This window comes from Paenibacillus sonchi, assembly GCF_016772475.1.
Lineage (GTDB): Bacteria > Bacillota > Bacilli > Paenibacillales > Paenibacillaceae > Paenibacillus_AQ > Paenibacillus_AQ sonchi.
Genome location: NZ_CP068595.1, coordinates 3928354 through 3944979, shown reverse-complemented (window position 1 = coordinate 3944979; position 16626 = coordinate 3928354). Strand labels below are relative to the sequence as shown.

Below are 16626 nucleotides of genomic sequence, written 5' to 3'. Positions count from 1 at the left end.
CATGAGCGCAGAAGCCCCGACGATTGACTATACCTTTCCCGACACGTTCATCGTGGCAGTTCATTACTTCAATGAATTTATGGATGGAACGATCGCTACGCCGAGTCTTTCAATGCCGGCGTCTCCTTCGCCAACCGGCGGATATCCGACGTTTCCACCAATCCCAACGGCAATTTTCCTACGCCTGTTCCGCTGATCGGCGACTATATCACTGCGGCCACCAAATTCCCGGATACGCTGGCTGCCGTCTGGAACGATTCACGGCTTGGCAAGCAGGATATCATTTTCGGAAACTAAAGGTTTCACATGAATTAGTTTGCTCCAGGACATACTATGCAGCAAGTAGAAACGGCCGCGCGGGCTTTTGATGGCGCGGGCTTTCTAAAATTAAAGATAAAAGGAGCATATGTATGTCTGGGATTTTAGGCGGAAATGCAAAAGATGAACCGATGCATTATGGAGAAATCTATAATGTCTGGCAGGCTTCGATGGTCGCAAAGGGGGCTATTTCCTTTTACCGTGCCTTTCTGAACCATGCGGGTGACCATGATCTGAAAAAAATCCTGAGCGCATTGATTGATCAGGCTGAACTGGAAGTAAGCGAATGCGACAAATTATTGACAGACAACGGTATCGGCACTGCTCCGGCATTGCCCGACAGACCCCAGGCCAAGCTTGAAGACATTCCCGTGGGGGCAAGATTTACAGATCCCGAAATTGCCGCCAAAATTGCCGCTGATGTGGCCACTTCCCTGGTAGCCTGCAGCCAAGCGATGGGACAAAGCATCCGTGAGGATGTCGGCGCCTTATTCGGCAAGTATCACATGACCAAAGCAGCCCAAGGAGTCAAAATTCTGAATATGCTTAAAGAAAAAGGCTGGCTTATTCCTCCGCCGCTTCAAGTCAAAAGACAAGAAACTGTGAACGCTTAAAACAGGTTCAGCCCTTTCGTTTCCAGGCGGGAACAGAAAGGGCTTTGTCTTTTATAGCCTCTAAACTCAACGGGCAATCTCCGCTGTAATAATGTATTTGCTCCCCGGAATAACGGGGTACAAGATCATTAGCCGCCCAAGTGAAACCCAATCTGTTCAAACGGCTCAGCGCTGGACTGGGTCTTTTTGTGTGAACCGGGAGTTTACTTTTGAGTGGGACGGCTATAATATACTTCATTCGAGTGTTTGGGAGGGACTTCTATGCATACCAGAGAACAAGCATTCCAAGCGGCAAGCAACCGTACAACGATTCAGCGTGAAGCTCTACATCATGTTCCCCACAGCAACTGGGCGTATCTCTATGACAAGGATACCTTCCATCTGCGCGTCCGGACAGGGAAAGCGAATGTGGACCAGGTCTTTGCGCTCACGGGCGACAAATATGACTGGGAGCATTATCATGAGGAGCACAGGATGCAAAAAATAGCATCTGATCAGTTCTTTGATTATTGGGAAACGGCTGTGAAGCCGGAAAACAAGCGTTTCTCTTATGCCTTTCGGATGCTGGCAGGAGACGAGACCCTCTGGATGACGGAAACCGGGTTTTTTACGGAACCGCCAGCACCGCCCGAAGGTTACTATGAACGGCCTTACATCCATGAGGCCGACCTGTTCAAAGCCCCCGAATGGGCCAAGTCGGCCGTGTTCTATCAGATCATGCCGGACCGTTTTGCCAATGGAGATCCGGGAAAGGACCCGGTGAATGTGGCGGCATGGGGAGATACGCCCACAGCGGAAAGCTTTTTTGGAGGCGATCTGCAAGGCATTATGGATCATCTTGATTACTTGGCCCGGCTCGGGATTACCGCCATTTATCTGACGCCGATCTTCGAAGCGCCAAGCAATCATAAGTATGACACTACCGATTACCGGAAGGTCGATCCGGATTTCGGTGATGTGGAACTGCTTAAGAAGCTGGTGGCCACCGCCCATGCCAAGGGGATCCGTGTGGTTCTTGACGCCGTATTTAACCATATCAGTGCACAATCCCCCAATTCCAAAGTGTGATTGAGGAAGGGGAACACTCGGAATATGCCGGCTGGTTTCATATTCATAATTTCCCTGTAAAGGTTACCGGCGGGAAGCCCAATTATGATGCCTTTGGTTTTTTTGCGGACATGCCTAAGCTGAATACGACGAACCCTGAGGCCCGGAAGTACCTGCTGGATACCGCCGGCTACTGGCTCAAGGAAGTGGGGATTGACGGCTGGAGACTGGATGTGGCCAACGAAATTGACCATACGTTCTGGAGGGACTTCCGTAAGCTTGTCAAAGACATTAATCCGGAGGCTTTTATTATTGGTGAGGTCTGGAGCGACTCCATGCGTTGGCTGAACGGAGACCAATTCGATTCCGTGATGAATTACCCGTTGACCAGCCGTTTAATTGAATATCTCAACAACGGCGATATAGACGCCGGGCGTTTTGGCGGGCAGCTCGGGAATCTTCTGATGCGTTACCCGCAGCAGGCCAACGAGGTGCTGTTCAACCTGCTGGCCAGCCATGATACACCGCGGATTCTCACACAGCTGGGCGGAGACCCGAGAAAGCTGAAGCTGGCCACCGCCTTCCTGTTCACCTTTACAGGCACTCCCTGCATCTTTTACGGCGATGAAATCGGTCTTGAGGGTGAGGGTGATCCGGATTGCCGCAAATGTATGATCTGGGAGGAGGAACGCCAGAACCGCGATCTCTTCGAAAGCTACCAGTCTCTGATCCGGCTGCGCAAGGCGTTTCCGGCTTTGCAGACCGGCCGTTTCCGCATCCTGACGGCTAATCCGCAGGAACGCGTTTTCGTCTATGAGCGGGTGGATGAGGATGCCCATTTCGTCATTTCACTGAATCCCTCGGAGCAGCCTGCCACCCTGCGCCTTCCTCTTGAAGACCGCTTTCAGGATGCCCTGAACGGTGAGAAGCTTATTCCTTCGGAAGGACAGGTGGTGCTGGATCTTGCTCCATACGGCTACAAGATTCTGATCAAAGCGACGGACCGGCCGCCAGCCCTATCTCAACCGGCGCCAACGCGCGGGTATGATCCAGATAAATAAAAGCGTCATAGCGTTTGGGAAGGATTGAGGGAACGTAATTGCCCCGCTCCCTTTCAGGATGGTAGACAACACCAATGGCCCGGTGTCCGATTGTCTTCTGGTTCAGTACAGTCTCTTCCCGGCCGAACAAGAGCAGCTTGTCCCCGGCCCCATCCCGGTGCAGGAGCTCCTCCCAGCTGTTTTTAATGGCTGGGGGCACCTGCATGATTTCTGGCGGAGCCCCCCAGGCTCTTCCTGCAATTACCGTTCCCCGGTATGTGCCGAATCCCACCGCATAGACGGCGCTGCCATATTTTTCACGCAGCAGTTGTCCCACGTTGACCATCTGTTCCTGCTCCATATCCGTTGCCCGGGCGTCACCGATATGAGTGTTATGCTCCCACACTACCGCCCGGGTAGCTTCACCGTGAAACTCCATCAGCTTGTCCAAGGCTGCAACCATATGGCGGTCCCGGATATTCCATGAGGCGGCGTCGTGCCGGATCATCGTCCGGTAATACGATTCCCCGCCCTGTATGGTCATCGCATTAAGCTCAGCGCTTAACGCATTTTCCCGGTCAGCCGGATGAACGTCTTTCCATTTATCCTGGAGTTTGCTTAACAGTGCAATGACTTCGTCCTCACAGCCCTCCCCATACAACGACGCTGAAATCCCATACGACTGTTCATCCCTGCCAAAGGGCTCGAAGCATTCAAAAGCCTGTTTGGCCGCTTCCAGGTCCGGACTCCCCTTGGACGAGAGATACTTGAGGATTTCATCCATCGATTCCCACAGACTGTACATATCTATGCCGTAGAAGCCGGCCTTCTCCCTGTCCGGGCGTCCTTCATTATAGCTGCGCAGCCACTCGGCCAATTCGAGAATTTCGCGGTTCGCCCACATCCAGGCGGGCCAGCGGGTGTAATCGCTTAGCGCCTCCCGCGCATGGGAAGCGGCATCGGGGTACCCCTTGATATAACGGTTCAACGTGTAACAGGACGGCCAGTCACCTTCTACTGCGATGAACCGGAAGCCTTCCTCCGCAATGAGCCGTTTGGTTATTTCGGCGCGTACGCTGTAGAACTCTGAGGTCCCATGCGAAGCTTCCCCCAACAGGACATAACTTGCATGTTTAGCCTCAGCGGCCAGACTGTCCAATGCTTCAGCACTGCCAAAAGGACGCGCCAGCTTCCGAATGGCCTGCATAAGGGTTGAATCATCCATGTGTCTTACTCCTTTGGCTATCGATTTATTTGGTTCTAGCGTTACCTGGAGAACGACTCCCCATGAATCCGACGGCAACTCTTTAAGTGGAAAAAGGGACACTAATTTGCCGGAGTACCCTATCCTCGAGCAGATGAAGTGGAAAAATGGACACTAATTCAGCCCATTTCGCCATTGGACAAGAAAAGTAGCCCAATTAAGTTTACTTTTTCCACTTCACTCTCAGGATTTCTTAATTTCCGGAAAAATAAGTTCCCTTTTTCCAACTAGCACCTGCGAAGAAGCCGGTAAAGACGGATCGCCCTACTCCTTCGCGATCAATCCGCAGCCGTAACGGACAGGAGAGCCGTTATGGATAGAAGATTCGGCTATTCCACAGGACAACGGACTCAGGTGCCTTTATTTGTCGCTTTCCCCTTTATTCCAGGCCCCATGAACGATATAACGTCTCCTGAGTCCGTAACTGCTGAAAAAGTAAGATTTTTGGCAAAATAAGGGCTCCTCTGTCACTAGCGTTGCATAAAAGCTCCCACAACATTTGATTTAGATAAATTAACTATATTTGTGAAATTTTATTTTATTTTCATGGGCATAAACTGAAAAATCCCCTATTGTAAAGATGTAGGTCGTTATCCAACCCCAACTTTACAAAAGGAGACTCACCATGGATAACATACCTAAAATGACCGTCATTCGTCAATGCCTTTCTTTATTGCCTACCTTGTCCCCCACTTGCGTCCCTTTGGACTATGGGGTAAAAAAGCTGCGTACCCTCGCACTATTGCAGCTTTCGGTAACCGCTCATCTTTTGCGCTGGGAATCCTACCGCGAGTATGCGTGGCAGCTCGACGCTTCCCCTGATCTGCAGGAACTCCTAGGGCTTCCAAGCATTAGTGCTTCACAGGTCAGCCGGCGGATGAATCAGTTGCCTACGGCCTTGCTGGAACATCTGTTTTATGCCCTAACCCATCTTATCAAAAACCTGTCCCGTCCTGCCTCGAGCGGGCTGCTTCAGCGAGTCGGGCGGTTACTTCTTGTGGATGCCAGTTGCTTGAAACTTCCTGCCTTTTTGTCTGACTGGGCCCGGGTGACGCGGGACCGCTGCGGCGTTAAAATTCATGTCTCGTACGCGGTGACTTCCCCGGAACATACCTTCGTTCAGCACATGGTGCCTTCCACGGGGAATGTGAGTGACTACGAAGGATCGGATCTGTTGCTGCACGAGGAAGAGGTCACCTATGTCCTGGATCGCGGGTACGTATGCTACGAGCGGATGGACCGCTGGATTGAAGGTGGGCTGAATTTTGTGATGCGCATCGCCGACCACCATCAAGCCAATGTGCTCCACGAGCACCCCGTTCCGGAAGGAAGCCGCATCCTGCGGGACGCCACCGTCCAAATGGGGAGCGGATATACGGCGATGGAGCAACGCGTTCGTCTCGTCGAATTTACGGATGAAAAGGGACGATTGTACCGAATTGTGACCACGCAATGGGAGGCCTCCGCCGAAGATATCGCAGAGATATACAAGCACCGGTGGCTGATCGAACTCTTTTTAAGTGGCTGAAGCAGCATCTGCGGTTGGTTCGCTTGCAAAGTACCCAGCCGCAGGGAATCTGGAATCATTTGTACCTCTCTCTGATTGCCCATGCGCTGACACTGTACATTCGTTACACGCAAGCGCCGGAGAAAACAGAATGGGAAGTCCTCAAACGATTGCGAATTCATGCGGCCAAAGAGCACACGTGGGAAGAATTCATCCAGGAGCTCAATCGAAGGCCGACCCGAACGTCCAAAGGACGAAGAAAGACCGGGGCGAAGCGCAGAACACCGACACTCGACCATCCAGTAGCCTACACCAAAGCAGTCAACGAAAAACGGATCGTGGATCGGAAGCAGAAAAAAGCGGGTATCGAGCAGAACAAGAACAACAAATAAAGAGTGTTATGGAATAATATGGATGACAATGACCTACGCTTAAGAAAGGTCGTTCATTTTCTTCTTGACTGAATATATTGTGAAAATAATCACTAAATTCAATTGTCATTGCGGTTAATGTCAGTGTTTATGCAACGCTAGTGCTCCTCTGTCCGCTTCAGTCCGCGGATGGAGCCCCATCCTTTTGCATCGCTTATATCCTCTGAAGCTTCCAAGATATCCACATTTTTTTACTCTGTATAATTTCCTATACAATAAAAAATAAGGACCGCCATTTCAGTAAGCTTGGCGGTCCTCCTCTCTGACCAGGGTCTAGCTGCCCGGGCTGAAGCTATTGAACATTGGGAAGGGACAAAGCCTTGTCTGCATTCTGGATATCCATTTGCAGTTGTTGAGCCGGATCGTAGGCATTGTAGAACCCATTATTGCTCATGTAATTAAACACACGTTCGTGCAATCCTACAGCCTTGCCGAATTGTGCATTTAATGTACTTCTTACTTCCGGACTGGCGGACTCGGAGATAGCTGCCGCATAACTTTTCAGGCCGCTTTTGCAGGCCATCAATAAATCAGTGGCAATGACCTGATCCGTCATCGCGTTCATTCCTGTTAGATTTTCTACAATTGGATTCATCTTCTGCCTCCTAATTTTAGACGAGCAAAGCTCTGATTTGCTGAATGTCTTCAATACCTCCGCGGATGTCCTCCTGAATGATTTCTTTCAGCCCTGCATCCGACACCAACGGCAGCATGGTCTGACTTTTGGTCAGACAATTTGTTTTGAAAGTAAGCAGCTCATGCAACTCCAGCATTTCATGAACACCTAAACGGTTCGCCATGATATTCCCCTCCTTTCTCCCCAATTGTTATATCCCAAAGCCAAAATTATATTCACCGGAGCGGAAGATGCCCTACATAGTTGTCCGACCGTTTCATCCGGTCCATAATTAGGTCATAGTCTTGCTTATAGGGTGTAATATCCTGAACCCGCTTATGGGTTCTAATCAGGGTGGCTGTCCCATCCGTAAAGCCTTTTTTGCCGGGTACAAAAAGCACCTCGTCATTGAAGAAGGAGCCTGTGGGCAGGTAATAGCGCATGCCGACAATATTATGCCCGGCATTCATCAGATCCTGCCCAAAAGCCGTAAATCCCTCTTCCCCAAGGTCTATGCCCATAATATTGGCGATTGTCGGAAGAATATCAATTTGGCCGCCGGTCTGATCTACCGTTCTCCCTCTATGCTGGCCCGGCAAATGAATCAAAAGCGGCACATTAAAGGTGCTGATATGCTTATGATAGGGAATGTCCAAGCTATCACTGATCTTCTGGGGATTGTACTTTTTCTTATTCAGCCCGAAATGGTCTCCGTACACCACAAAAACACAATGATTCCACAGACCGGTTTGCTTCAGCTTACCGATGAAGGTCCCCAGGGCATAGTCCGCATAATGGACGGCCGTAAGATAATCCCCGAGGGTTGTTCCGTGTAACGGGCCACTCAGCTTCAGCCGCTTCCTCTCTTCCGGGATGGTATACGGAAAGTGGCTGGAGACGGTCACAAACTGGGCATAGAACTTCTGATTCTGCTTAGCCAGAGCATTCAGCTTATTGAACCCTACACGGTACAGCTCCTCATCAGAAGGCCCAAACCGGTTAAACTTCTCTTTGCGGAAATAGGGCTGATCATAGTAGGTATCAAAGCCCAGCGCAGGGTACATCTGATTCCTGTCCCAGAAGCTTACATCATTCACATGAAAGGTATCCGCAATATACCCCTGCTTATGCAGCAGCCTTGCCAGGCTGGGCAGCTTCCGGTTTCCGTATTTCGATGACATGGGCGCCGCGCCCACAGGGTAAATGGAGGTATTCACTGTAAACTCGGCATCCGCCGTATTTCCGCGTCCGATTTGCTGAAACAGATGGGGGAAATATAAGCTTTCTGACTTCAATGAATTCAGAACAGGAGTCAGCGGCTGGCCTTCAACCGATTGGTTCAGCAGGAAATTCTGGAAAGATTCCAGCTGAACCAGGATGAGAGGGCATCCTTTTCCGGCTCCGTAAGCTTTGGGGCCATCTGCATTCGGTTGATGCCATATCACAATGGTAATACCCACGAGGAATACGGCCATGATTATACAGGTTCTCCGAATAGAGAATATACCCAAGCTTCGCCTCTCCTCTCCATCCTGATCGCTTAGCGTGCGCGCTGCCGCAGCAGCGGGTTGCCTCTGACCCTCCCGGACTTCAAGGGCTTATCCTCCTTATTCCCGCCTTCGCTCGGCTTCACCGCGATCAGCGTCAGCAATCCGCCGACTGCGCCGGCAGCCGCCATCGTCCCGAACAGCACCCAGTGCCCCCGGGTCATCAAAAGCGAAACAACAGGCGGACCCAGTGCCACACCGATAAACCGCATACTGCTGTATAAAGAGGTAATCGTCCCCCGGTTTTCCTTCTCAATGCTTTCCGTAATCAAGGCATCCATGCAGGGCAAAGCCACCCCAATCCCGATTCCGCTTAGACTCAGAAAACCAACCATGAAAAAAATATTATTATTGAAGCCGGTAATGATCATGGCTGCCGTCAGCAGCACCATGCCCCCAAAACCAAGCCATTTCATAAGCGCTTTGTTTTGCCCGATGATTTTGCCGCTGCCATAAGAGGCCAGACACAGCAAAGCCAGCGGAACCGCCAGCACAAAACCCTTGGAGGAGCCGTGGAGATTGTATTTCGCTTCCAGGGTTTCGGATAAATAAAACAAGACCCCGAACGTAACAAACATACAGATTCCGCCTATCGCAAAAATGGCATAGAGCCAGCGTCCCCTTTCATGCAAAATATCCTTGACTTCCCCTAAAAACCGGCGCAGCGCTTTCTTCTCCGGCTGCTCCCCGGCCTCCGGTTTCTTGACCAGGAACACAACCAGCCCAAACGAGATCAGGCAAAGAATGGGGATTGCCATAAACGGGGCATACCACACCACTGTCCCCAAATAAGCGCCGAGAATGGGGCTGAGCACCTTGCCAAAGGTATTGGAGGTCTCCACGACACCCAGGCCTTTGCTGACTTCCTTCTCATCCTTGAACAAATCGCCAATAAAAGGAATAACAATCGGGAAGGCTCCTGCAGCCCCGATCCCCTGGATGAAGCGCCCGGCCAGTATGACCCAGTAGGCACTCACTCCATCCATAAACCACGCTGCGGCAACACAGCCGGCTCCGCCTAAAGCGGCAATAATCAAGCTGGGCAGAATAACCTTTTTCCGCCCAAAACGGTCGGATAAGTACCCGGCAATCGGAATCATCAGTATTGCAATTAGTCCGTAGACGGTGATAATCATACTGACCTGAAAAGCGCTGATCCCTAGCTCATTGGAGATTTGCGGCAGGATGGGCAGCAGCATCGAGTTGCCCAATGTCATGATCAGCGGGATGGAGGCCAGTGCCGCCAGAGCCCCTTTCTTTCCCTTCATGGTAGAACCACCTTTGTCGTTATTCACATGTTGATATTGTGGTTTCTTCTGGGCGATTTATACACACATATCCAGGAAAAATGTCCCTGAGAGCCTATTTTTCTTGTCCTATAACCCTGCCTGGAAGAATAAACTAGCTACAGAATAGTAAAAGGAGGGCGGGGACTATTAATGTATTCATAGGGTATATCTTTTTGGGGCTCTCCCTTTCGGCTCCGATTGGTCCGATTAACGCCGCACAATTGGACAAGGGTATCCGCGGGGGCTTTCTGCATGCCTGGTTAGTGGGGCTGGGAGCTATAAGTGCAGATATCATTTATATGCTCCTGGTATATTTTGGAGTCATCCATCTGCTGGATGCGCCGTTTGTCCGGGCTTTTCTATGGCTGTTTGGGTTCTTTGTGCTGGTATACACAGGTGTGGAAAGCATCAAAAGTGCAGGGATGATTACTGCTTCGGAAATGAGAGACAGCGAAGCCTCCCTCGCCAAATCTTATCTGGCAGGCTTCCTGATGTCTCTATTTAATCCGCTCTCCATCCTGTTCTGGCTGGGAATTTACGGCTCTATCCTCGCCAAAGCGGTCAGCGAATATCCTCTTCAGCAGCTGCTGATTTACAGCGGGGCTATTATTCTGGGAATTCTTCTCTGGGATGTATGCATGGCGGCAGCCTCCAGCGTGTTCCGCAAATTGCTGACGGCACGGGTGCTTAAGGCCATCTCCGTGCTGTCCGGCCTCTCACTGGTCGCCTTTGGATTTTATTTTGGAGTACAAGCCGTGCGGATGCTGTTTTTCCATTAGAGCCTGCTCTTGCGCTTGAGAATGCCTATGATCCTGAAGCGCGGTCCTCCTGCCAGCCCGTCATGCCGGGCTTCCGCGTGTTCATGTGCAGGTCCGTCTTCAGAAGATGTGGCCTGGCCTTTGCTGCGGACCTTATGAACAATGAGGTCAGTCCCTACAATCAGCGCTACGAGCAGCAAGCTGATGTAGAATCCAGGGCGGCTGAGCTTGTGAAAAAGAGTCCCGGCAACGGCCAGAACGATGAGTACCAGCCCGGTCCAGCGTTTCAATCCGCTCCATTTCACAGGCTTCAGCAGCTTCCCTGAAGACAGCAAAATAAAAGACCAGTTATATAAAAGCATCAACCCGGCTGCCGTAGTGATGTATTCATAGACTTTCCCCGGGAGCAGCAGAGACATCACGATTGCGGCAATTAACCCCCCGGAAATCAGACACAGGGCGTACAGCGGATATTTTCCCTTCAGCTTCCTGGAGAACAGCCGGGGCGCATCGCCCTCCTGTGCCAAGGTAAGCATCATTGATGTCACGGCGTAGAGCGAAGCGGTCATCGTTGAAAATCCGGCGATGATCAGTACACCGTTGAACAAATGCGGCACAAAGGCCAGATGATCGCTTCTTAAGGCAAGCACAAACGGGCTTTCTTTGGGATTAAAAGCGCTTAAAGGCACCATGGTCACCGCCAAGCCGATCGAGATGACATAGACGGCCGTCAGCGTCAGCAGCATCACCTTTCCCGCCTTCGGCGCCTCCTCCGGTTTGTTCAGCCGGTAAGACATAATTCCCAGTACTTCAATGCCGCCATAGGCGTAAAAAGCAAACAGAAATGCCGACCACAGGCCTATCCCGCCGGCTGGAAACAATGCCTTAGCCGTAAGCGGAAGCTTTGGTGTATATTTGCCGCCCCCGATCCATCCCGCCAGCAAAGCCGCTGCCAAAACCATAAACATGAGGATGGCCGCCACCTTGATGACCGCCAGCACATTTTCGACACGGTCAAACCCTTTATTGCCGAAGAAGACAATCAACAGCCCCAGCAGGCCAAAGCCTGCGGCGAAGATCCACATAGGCACTGCCGGAAACCAGAACCGGGAAAAAATAGCCAAGGCGGTCAGCTGGCTGCCCATGATCAGCAGCTCCGAGAACCAGTACACCCAGCCGCTGGCAAAGCCCGCCCAGCTCCCAAAGGCTTTTTTGGCATAGGAACGGAAAGACCCCTGCTCCGGATGATCCGCCGTCATTCTGGATAAGGCGTCAAATACAACATAAGTACCTGCGGCGGCAAGAATATACACCAGCAAAACCGCCGGTCCTCCAATGGAAATCGCCAGACTGGACCCCAGAAAGTAACCGGTGCCAATGGTACCCGCAACGCCCAGCAGACTTAGCTGCCACCATTTCAGTTTTTTGCCGTCTTTTTCCTTCCCTGAAGCTTTATCCAAATCCATTCATTCCTCGCCTGTTTGGGATTTTAAATGCTCACCATCCTTAGGCTACCCACACCTGTTAGTTTTCATTATCGGCCAGGCATTTAACATTACATTCCATGATGCTATGATGATGTACGGAAGGAGGAATAGCTCTGATGAACACTAGCCAATATGAGAACCTTGTGCCGAATGTTTTTCTGTTCGTCGACCGCAAATGCTTTCCGGACTGGGAGATTGCCAGAAGTCAAATTGATTTCCATGATCTGACGTTCATCCTTGAAGGCCGGGCGGATTATTACATTAACGGCCAGAAGTTTACCATAGAGGCAGGCGACATGCTCTACGCGCCTTCCGGCAGCATCCGCGAAGCCCGGACCTGCAAACAGTCTCCAATGCATTCCAATGCCTTTAATTTTTGCTGGGAAGGACCGGATAATCATGTGCAGCTGCCTTTTCAGACGGTTACAAGAAACTGGAGGACCAAAGAAATTATGGACGATATCCGGGAATTCTCCCATGTGTGGATGGGCAAGCAGCCGTTCTACCGGATGAAGGCCCGGGCTGTTTTCCAGCTGATCGTGTACCGGCTGCTTAGCATCGCCCACCATCAGGAGGCGCCGCTGGTTGATCCGAGAGTCCATAAAGTGATGGCCTATATCATGGACCACTATTCGGAGAACGTGACCATTGCGGACCTGGCCGCAGGGGTCGGCCTGAATCCCGTATACCTGGGTAAGCTGTTCAAGCAGAACACTGGCCTGACCTGCAAGGAATTCATGAATAAAGTGCGGGTGAACAATGCGGAGATGATTTTGTCGGCAGGCGGTTTCAATGTGTCGGAGGTCGCAGAGCATTGCGGGTATCATGATGTTGCTTATTTCAGCAATGTATTCAAAACCATAAAGGGCTATCCCCCGTCATCGGCGCTGAAATAACGGAGGACATCTCGGCAAGGAGAACATCTTCTGCTCTCCCGGCTGCCCAATAATTATTAATGTCCGGTATACCCCGTACAGAAGCTCTCTTCAGGTCCCAGGTATGAATAAGGCAGCGGACCAGCGGACAAAACCAGCTTTTGCAGCACCAGTCCCGCATCCAGGCCGTAGAAACGGAGGGTATGCAGCCCTTTGGCCAGCACATGAGCAGTGGCCGGGGTATGAATATTGTCCATCACGCCCCGGCACCACGGTTCATTATCATGATTGCCGCCCTCATAGCCCACCGGCAGGGCGTCTGCAACCACCGGCGTTCCGTTATCCAGGCTTACTGCATATTTCAATCCGCTGGCCGGTGAGAGATGATTCGTCGGGGCAATATAGGCCGTCAGGGTGTATTCCCCATCCTTACGCACCAGAATCCGGTACTCCAGATAAGGCGCCTGCTCCGGCTGGGCAAAAGACACGCCGTCCGGGAACATTTTGACCGAGGATAACGAGCGCCCATAGTTCCCGATGATCTTCCACTCAACCCCGGATCTTGACACCCGGCTTAGCGCATGTTCCGCCTCTATGGATACGCTCTGATGAGCTTCAATAAAGGTCATCGGCGGCACATCCTGAAGGCTGGTCCAGTCCACAGCCACCTTCACCTTTACGGCTGCTCCCGCACCCGAGAGCGTAATTTCACCAGAAGCCGCCTCCCGAGGCCCAAGCTTTTCCCAATCCACAACCGCCTGAATGGTCGTTCCCGTGTCAATCCACCCCCGGGTTTGCTCCAGCTTGATCCAATCTGCGCTGCACTCCGCCTGATACTCAAATCCCGTTTCTCCGCCATTGCTGATCGTAATGTCATAGGTTTCTTTCAGCAGATTGGTAAAGGCCGGGAGGCAGGCCGTCCCTGATACATATCCTTGCTCTGTCCCCTCTACATCAACAATCATCAGCGGGCCTTCGACAGGAGTTAACGTGCTCACCTCCGGATATTTCCACCCTTCGGCATCCCAGTGGACATAGCCTACATGAGCCGAGCTCATCATGCCCTGCCATTTGCCTCCAGAGATGCCGGTATTATAGACCTGCTGCAGATGTTTATCCCGCTCGATGGCTTCATTTGTCAGATTGGCATAGGTGTTGGCAAGCACGCTGCCCCTTTGTGCATATAATTTGTTCAGTCCCGCGAAGATGTTCATTTTGACCACATTGGCTGAAGCTGCGGCAGGATAGTAGACAAGCTGATAATAGGCATCCTTGTGCTGTTCGGCAATCAACGCGTACCAAGTATCCGCAGCCTGCTCAAGCTCTGTCGCCTGCTTCAAGACCCGCCCGGCCTCATGATAATGGAGCAGACTAAAGGTTGCGGGCGTGACGATTTCCGGTTTGCGCCGTCCGTTCATCCGGGTGTAACCGGATAAGATCTGCGCGGTTCCTTCTACTGCATCCGGCTCCAGAGTATGGCCGAACTGCTGCTCCACCCACCGCTTGGTATACTCCCCGGTCCGGTTAGCCGCACCCGTGCCCCAAGCCTCAAAGTCATAGGCCAAATCCAGAAAGTAGGATACCGGCAGCTCCATCGGCTTCAGATCCCCGGCATTGACGATCCATACATCCCGGATGCCATAATTGAACGCCATGGACATCTGCTCCCACACCTTCTCCAGCGGAATGGTATTCACCCATTCATAGGAAAACGGACCGCCGTGATAGTCAAAATGGTAATACATGCCCCAGCCTGCACTGCGGCGCTGTTCGTGGGCTTCCGGGATTTTGCGGAGATTGCCAAAATTGTCGTCCGCAAGCAGAATGATAACATCATTTAAGACGTCCCAATCCTTCAGGCCCTCCACCCCGGCAGTACCATACCAATACTTCTCCACTTCCTTGTAGACGGCGAGTATTTGTGGCATATGGTCGAGATTATATTTCCTCAGCAGCGCTTTTTGCGTCAGGATGATGTCCTTAAGCAGCTCAATATTCTCCCGGTCGGAGCCTTCCAGTGCAGAATCAGCTTCGCCCCGCATGCCGAGGGTAATCAGGTTGTGGAAATTCCCGTTGCGCCTGATCCCATCTTCCCAAAAAGCGGTTATCGCTTCTTTGTTCCGGGCAAAGTCCCACAGGTTGCTTGTTCCGTACTGATGGTATACCTTTTGCCATTCGCTGCCTGCCCGGAACAAGGGCTCATGATGGGAGGTTCCCATAATAATGCCGTATTCCTCAGCATGCCTGGCGTTAGCCAGCGGGCTGCTTTTGCCGTTCAGGCTGAACTCGGCGCTCCACATCGCAGGCCATAGATAATTCCCTTTCAACCGGAGAATCAGCTCAAATACCTTGTCGTAAAACTCTTCATTAAAATCCCCAAACGCATGGGTAACCCAAGAGCCAAGCGACGGCCAGTCGTCATTGAGAAAAATACCTCTGTATGTCACGGATGGCTCCTTAGAAGTTATATTCAGCAGGTTGGTAGAAATAGCCAGCAGCGGTTTCTTCTCCGGGACAACATCCGCCCAGTAGATCCAAGGACTGACTCCGATCCTTTCCGAAATGGAATAGATGCCGTAGATCGTCCCCCGCTTATCGCTGCCCGCAATAATGAGCGCCTGCCCGACTCCCGCAACAGGCCGTTCAACCACCTGAATCCGGTAGCACTCCCGCTTGCCTTGAATCCCGGATACCTCCAGGGTCCCGTCCGCAATCAACCGGTCAATAAGCTCATTGCTGCCGATAGTCCCGGCAATAACGGCCGTTCCAGCCAGCTCACCGGTTTCTGTGCAAAGGTCAGGTTGGGTACCGGTCACCAGGTGTACATCTGCCGCAAAAGATCCGGCCACCCGGCGCAGCCCGGTATAATCCTCCCCCTTGGGATCTATGTAAATTGGAGTTGCTTTTCCCTCCTTCACAAGTGTAAATTCCTGCAGCGGCGCGGATTGTGGCTGTTCCGCTTCCCGCGGGTTCCCCGGTGCTCCGACCGCCGGTGTACCCAATGCGTGATTCGGTATCATCGAAATCTCTCCCCTTGGCATTGTTAATTTCGTAATGTAGGCATTTCCTATGGCAAACTCTAAGGATAACGCTTTCGCTCCGCAGTTAACGAAACTAGATATCAGATTCATCCTACATAGGCACATTATAAAGGTAAGCGGTTTCAGCCTCCATGCGTAAACTAGCAACTTTTTGTAATAACTAAATAGAAAGAAGTAGAAACGGCTACGCCGTCCTTATTAGGAGCCTATGCTTCCGAAGCAGCGATACAGAGTATCGCTTTCAGGTACCCGTTTCAGCGAGAAATAGAAGGATAATTTATTGCGTGAAGCATATAAATTTCTATATTTGAACAAAATCACCCTGGCGGGTGAATAACTCAGCATGGGGCTTACGGCCGCAGGGATTCCTACCACTCTTAAATCAACGGAGGCATGCTGAAGGCGGACCGCCCCATTCCTTCGCGAGCTATCCGCAGCCGTTACGGACAGGAAAGACCTTATTGAGAGAAGATTCGTCTATTCCGCAGGACTAACGGACTGAGATGCCTTTATTTGTCCCTTTCCCCTTTATTCCTGGCTCCATCGAACGTTATAACGGCTCCTGAGTCCGTAACTGCTGAAAAAACAAGATTTTTGACAAAATAAGTGCTCCTCAGTCCGCTTCAGTCCGCTGCTGGAGCCCCATCCTTCTGCATCGCTTATATCCTCTGAGGCTCCCAAGATATCCACCTTTTTTTACACTGTATAATTTCCTAATACAATTAAATTAGGGGTAAGTCGCTTCCCCCAAAGCATATAAATTCTTATCTTATAAAAAAAACGGAGCAGCCC

Annotated in this window: 16 protein-coding genes; 9 read left to right on the top strand and 7 right to left on the bottom strand. The window is 51.4% G+C overall.

Features of this window, described 5'->3' with window-relative positions; genetic code table 11:
* Position 1 precedes the first annotated feature (1 nt).
* The 4 genes from JI735_RS17490 to JI735_RS37380 all read left to right on the top strand — a co-directional run bounded on the left by JI735_RS17490 (position 2) and on the right by JI735_RS37380 (position 3040).
* Positions 2-196, top strand: a complete 195-nt coding sequence (locus JI735_RS17490; protein WP_202676241.1) for a hypothetical protein — start codon at positions 2-4, stop codon at positions 194-196.
* Positions 197-410: 214 nt separating this feature from the next.
* Positions 411-932: a DUF3231 family protein gene (locus tag JI735_RS17485; protein WP_039833500.1), complete on the top strand. Its 522-nt coding sequence runs from the start codon at positions 411-413 to the stop codon at positions 930-932.
* Positions 933-1193: 261 nt separating this feature from the next.
* Positions 1194-2000 carry an alpha amylase N-terminal ig-like domain-containing protein gene (locus tag JI735_RS37385; RefSeq protein WP_325175519.1) on the top strand — a complete coding sequence of 269 codons (807 nt, stop codon included), beginning with the start codon at positions 1194-1196 and terminating at the stop codon, positions 1998-2000.
* On the top strand, positions 1997-3040 hold the full coding sequence (locus JI735_RS37380) for a glycoside hydrolase family 13 protein (RefSeq protein ID WP_325175518.1): 1044 nt from the start codon (positions 1997-1999) through the stop codon (positions 3038-3040). The genes JI735_RS37385 and JI735_RS37380 overlap by 4 nt, the downstream gene beginning before the upstream one ends.
* On the opposite strand, the gene JI735_RS17475 is transcribed toward JI735_RS37380, so the two are convergent.
* Positions 2970-4244 carry an erythromycin esterase family protein gene (locus tag JI735_RS17475; RefSeq protein WP_039833499.1) on the bottom strand — a complete coding sequence of 425 codons (1275 nt, stop codon included), beginning with the start codon at positions 4242-4244 and terminating at the stop codon, positions 2970-2972. The genes JI735_RS37380 and JI735_RS17475 overlap by 71 nt on opposite strands.
* Before the next feature lie 351 nt (positions 4245-4595).
* Here JI735_RS17475 and JI735_RS17470 point away from each other — a divergent pair, with 351 nt between their 5' ends.
* The 3 genes from JI735_RS17470 to JI735_RS17460 all read left to right on the top strand — a co-directional run bounded on the left by JI735_RS17470 (position 4596) and on the right by JI735_RS17460 (position 6182).
* The gene (locus JI735_RS17470) at positions 4596-4739 is read left to right on the top strand and encodes a hypothetical protein (protein WP_202676240.1); all 144 of its coding nucleotides are present in this window, start codon (positions 4596-4598) and stop codon (positions 4737-4739) included.
* Positions 4740-4908: 169 nt separating this feature from the next.
* On the top strand, positions 4909-5811 hold the full coding sequence (locus tag JI735_RS17465; protein ID WP_202676239.1) for an IS4 family transposase: 903 nt from the start codon (positions 4909-4911) through the stop codon (positions 5809-5811).
* A gap of 23 nt (positions 5812-5834) precedes the next feature.
* Positions 5835-6182 carry a hypothetical protein gene (locus tag JI735_RS17460; RefSeq protein WP_202676238.1) on the top strand — a complete coding sequence of 116 codons (348 nt, stop codon included), beginning with the start codon at positions 5835-5837 and terminating at the stop codon, positions 6180-6182.
* A gap of 331 nt (positions 6183-6513) precedes the next feature.
* Here JI735_RS17460 and JI735_RS17455 read toward each other — a convergent pair whose 3' ends face one another.
* From JI735_RS17455 to JI735_RS17440, 4 genes are all read right to left on the bottom strand, one after another.
* Positions 6514-6816 carry a spore coat protein gene (locus tag JI735_RS17455; RefSeq protein ID WP_039836712.1) on the bottom strand — a complete coding sequence of 101 codons (303 nt, stop codon included), beginning with the start codon at positions 6814-6816 and terminating at the stop codon, positions 6514-6516.
* Positions 6817-6832: 16 nt separating this feature from the next.
* Complete coding sequence (locus tag JI735_RS17450; protein ID WP_039836711.1) at positions 6833-7021, bottom strand: hypothetical protein; 189 nt, start codon at positions 7019-7021, stop codon at positions 6833-6835.
* A 52-nt stretch (positions 7022-7073) separates the two neighbouring features.
* Positions 7074-8312, bottom strand: a complete 1239-nt coding sequence (locus JI735_RS17445) for an LTA synthase family protein (RefSeq protein ID WP_051051971.1) — start codon at positions 8310-8312, stop codon at positions 7074-7076.
* 65 nt (positions 8313-8377) lie between these two features.
* Entirely contained in the window at positions 8378-9652 is a 1275-nt protein-coding gene (locus JI735_RS17440; RefSeq protein ID WP_051051969.1) for a bacillibactin exporter BcbE, read from the bottom strand.
* Between the two features lie 167 nt (positions 9653-9819).
* Between JI735_RS17440 and JI735_RS17435 the strand changes: the two genes are divergently transcribed.
* Positions 9820-10452, top strand: coding sequence for a LysE family transporter (locus JI735_RS17435; protein WP_039836710.1), 633 nt, complete (start codon positions 9820-9822; stop codon positions 10450-10452).
* On the opposite strand, the gene JI735_RS17430 is transcribed toward JI735_RS17435, so the two are convergent.
* On the bottom strand, positions 10449-11897 hold the full coding sequence (locus tag JI735_RS17430) for an amino acid permease (protein ID WP_083886798.1): 1449 nt from the start codon (positions 11895-11897) through the stop codon (positions 10449-10451). The two genes, JI735_RS17435 and JI735_RS17430, sit on opposite strands and share 4 nt — an antisense overlap.
* A gap of 137 nt (positions 11898-12034) precedes the next feature.
* Here JI735_RS17430 and JI735_RS17425 point away from each other — a divergent pair, with 137 nt between their 5' ends.
* Entirely contained in the window at positions 12035-12814 is a 780-nt protein-coding gene (locus JI735_RS17425; RefSeq protein ID WP_051051963.1) for a helix-turn-helix transcriptional regulator, read from the top strand.
* A gap of 56 nt (positions 12815-12870) precedes the next feature.
* Here the strand turns inward: JI735_RS17425 and JI735_RS17420 are convergent, their stop codons facing one another.
* Positions 12871-15813 carry a glycosyl hydrolase 115 family protein gene (locus tag JI735_RS17420; protein WP_083886797.1) on the bottom strand — a complete coding sequence of 981 codons (2943 nt, stop codon included), beginning with the start codon at positions 15811-15813 and terminating at the stop codon, positions 12871-12873.
* Between the last annotated feature and the right edge of the window lie 813 nt (positions 15814-16626).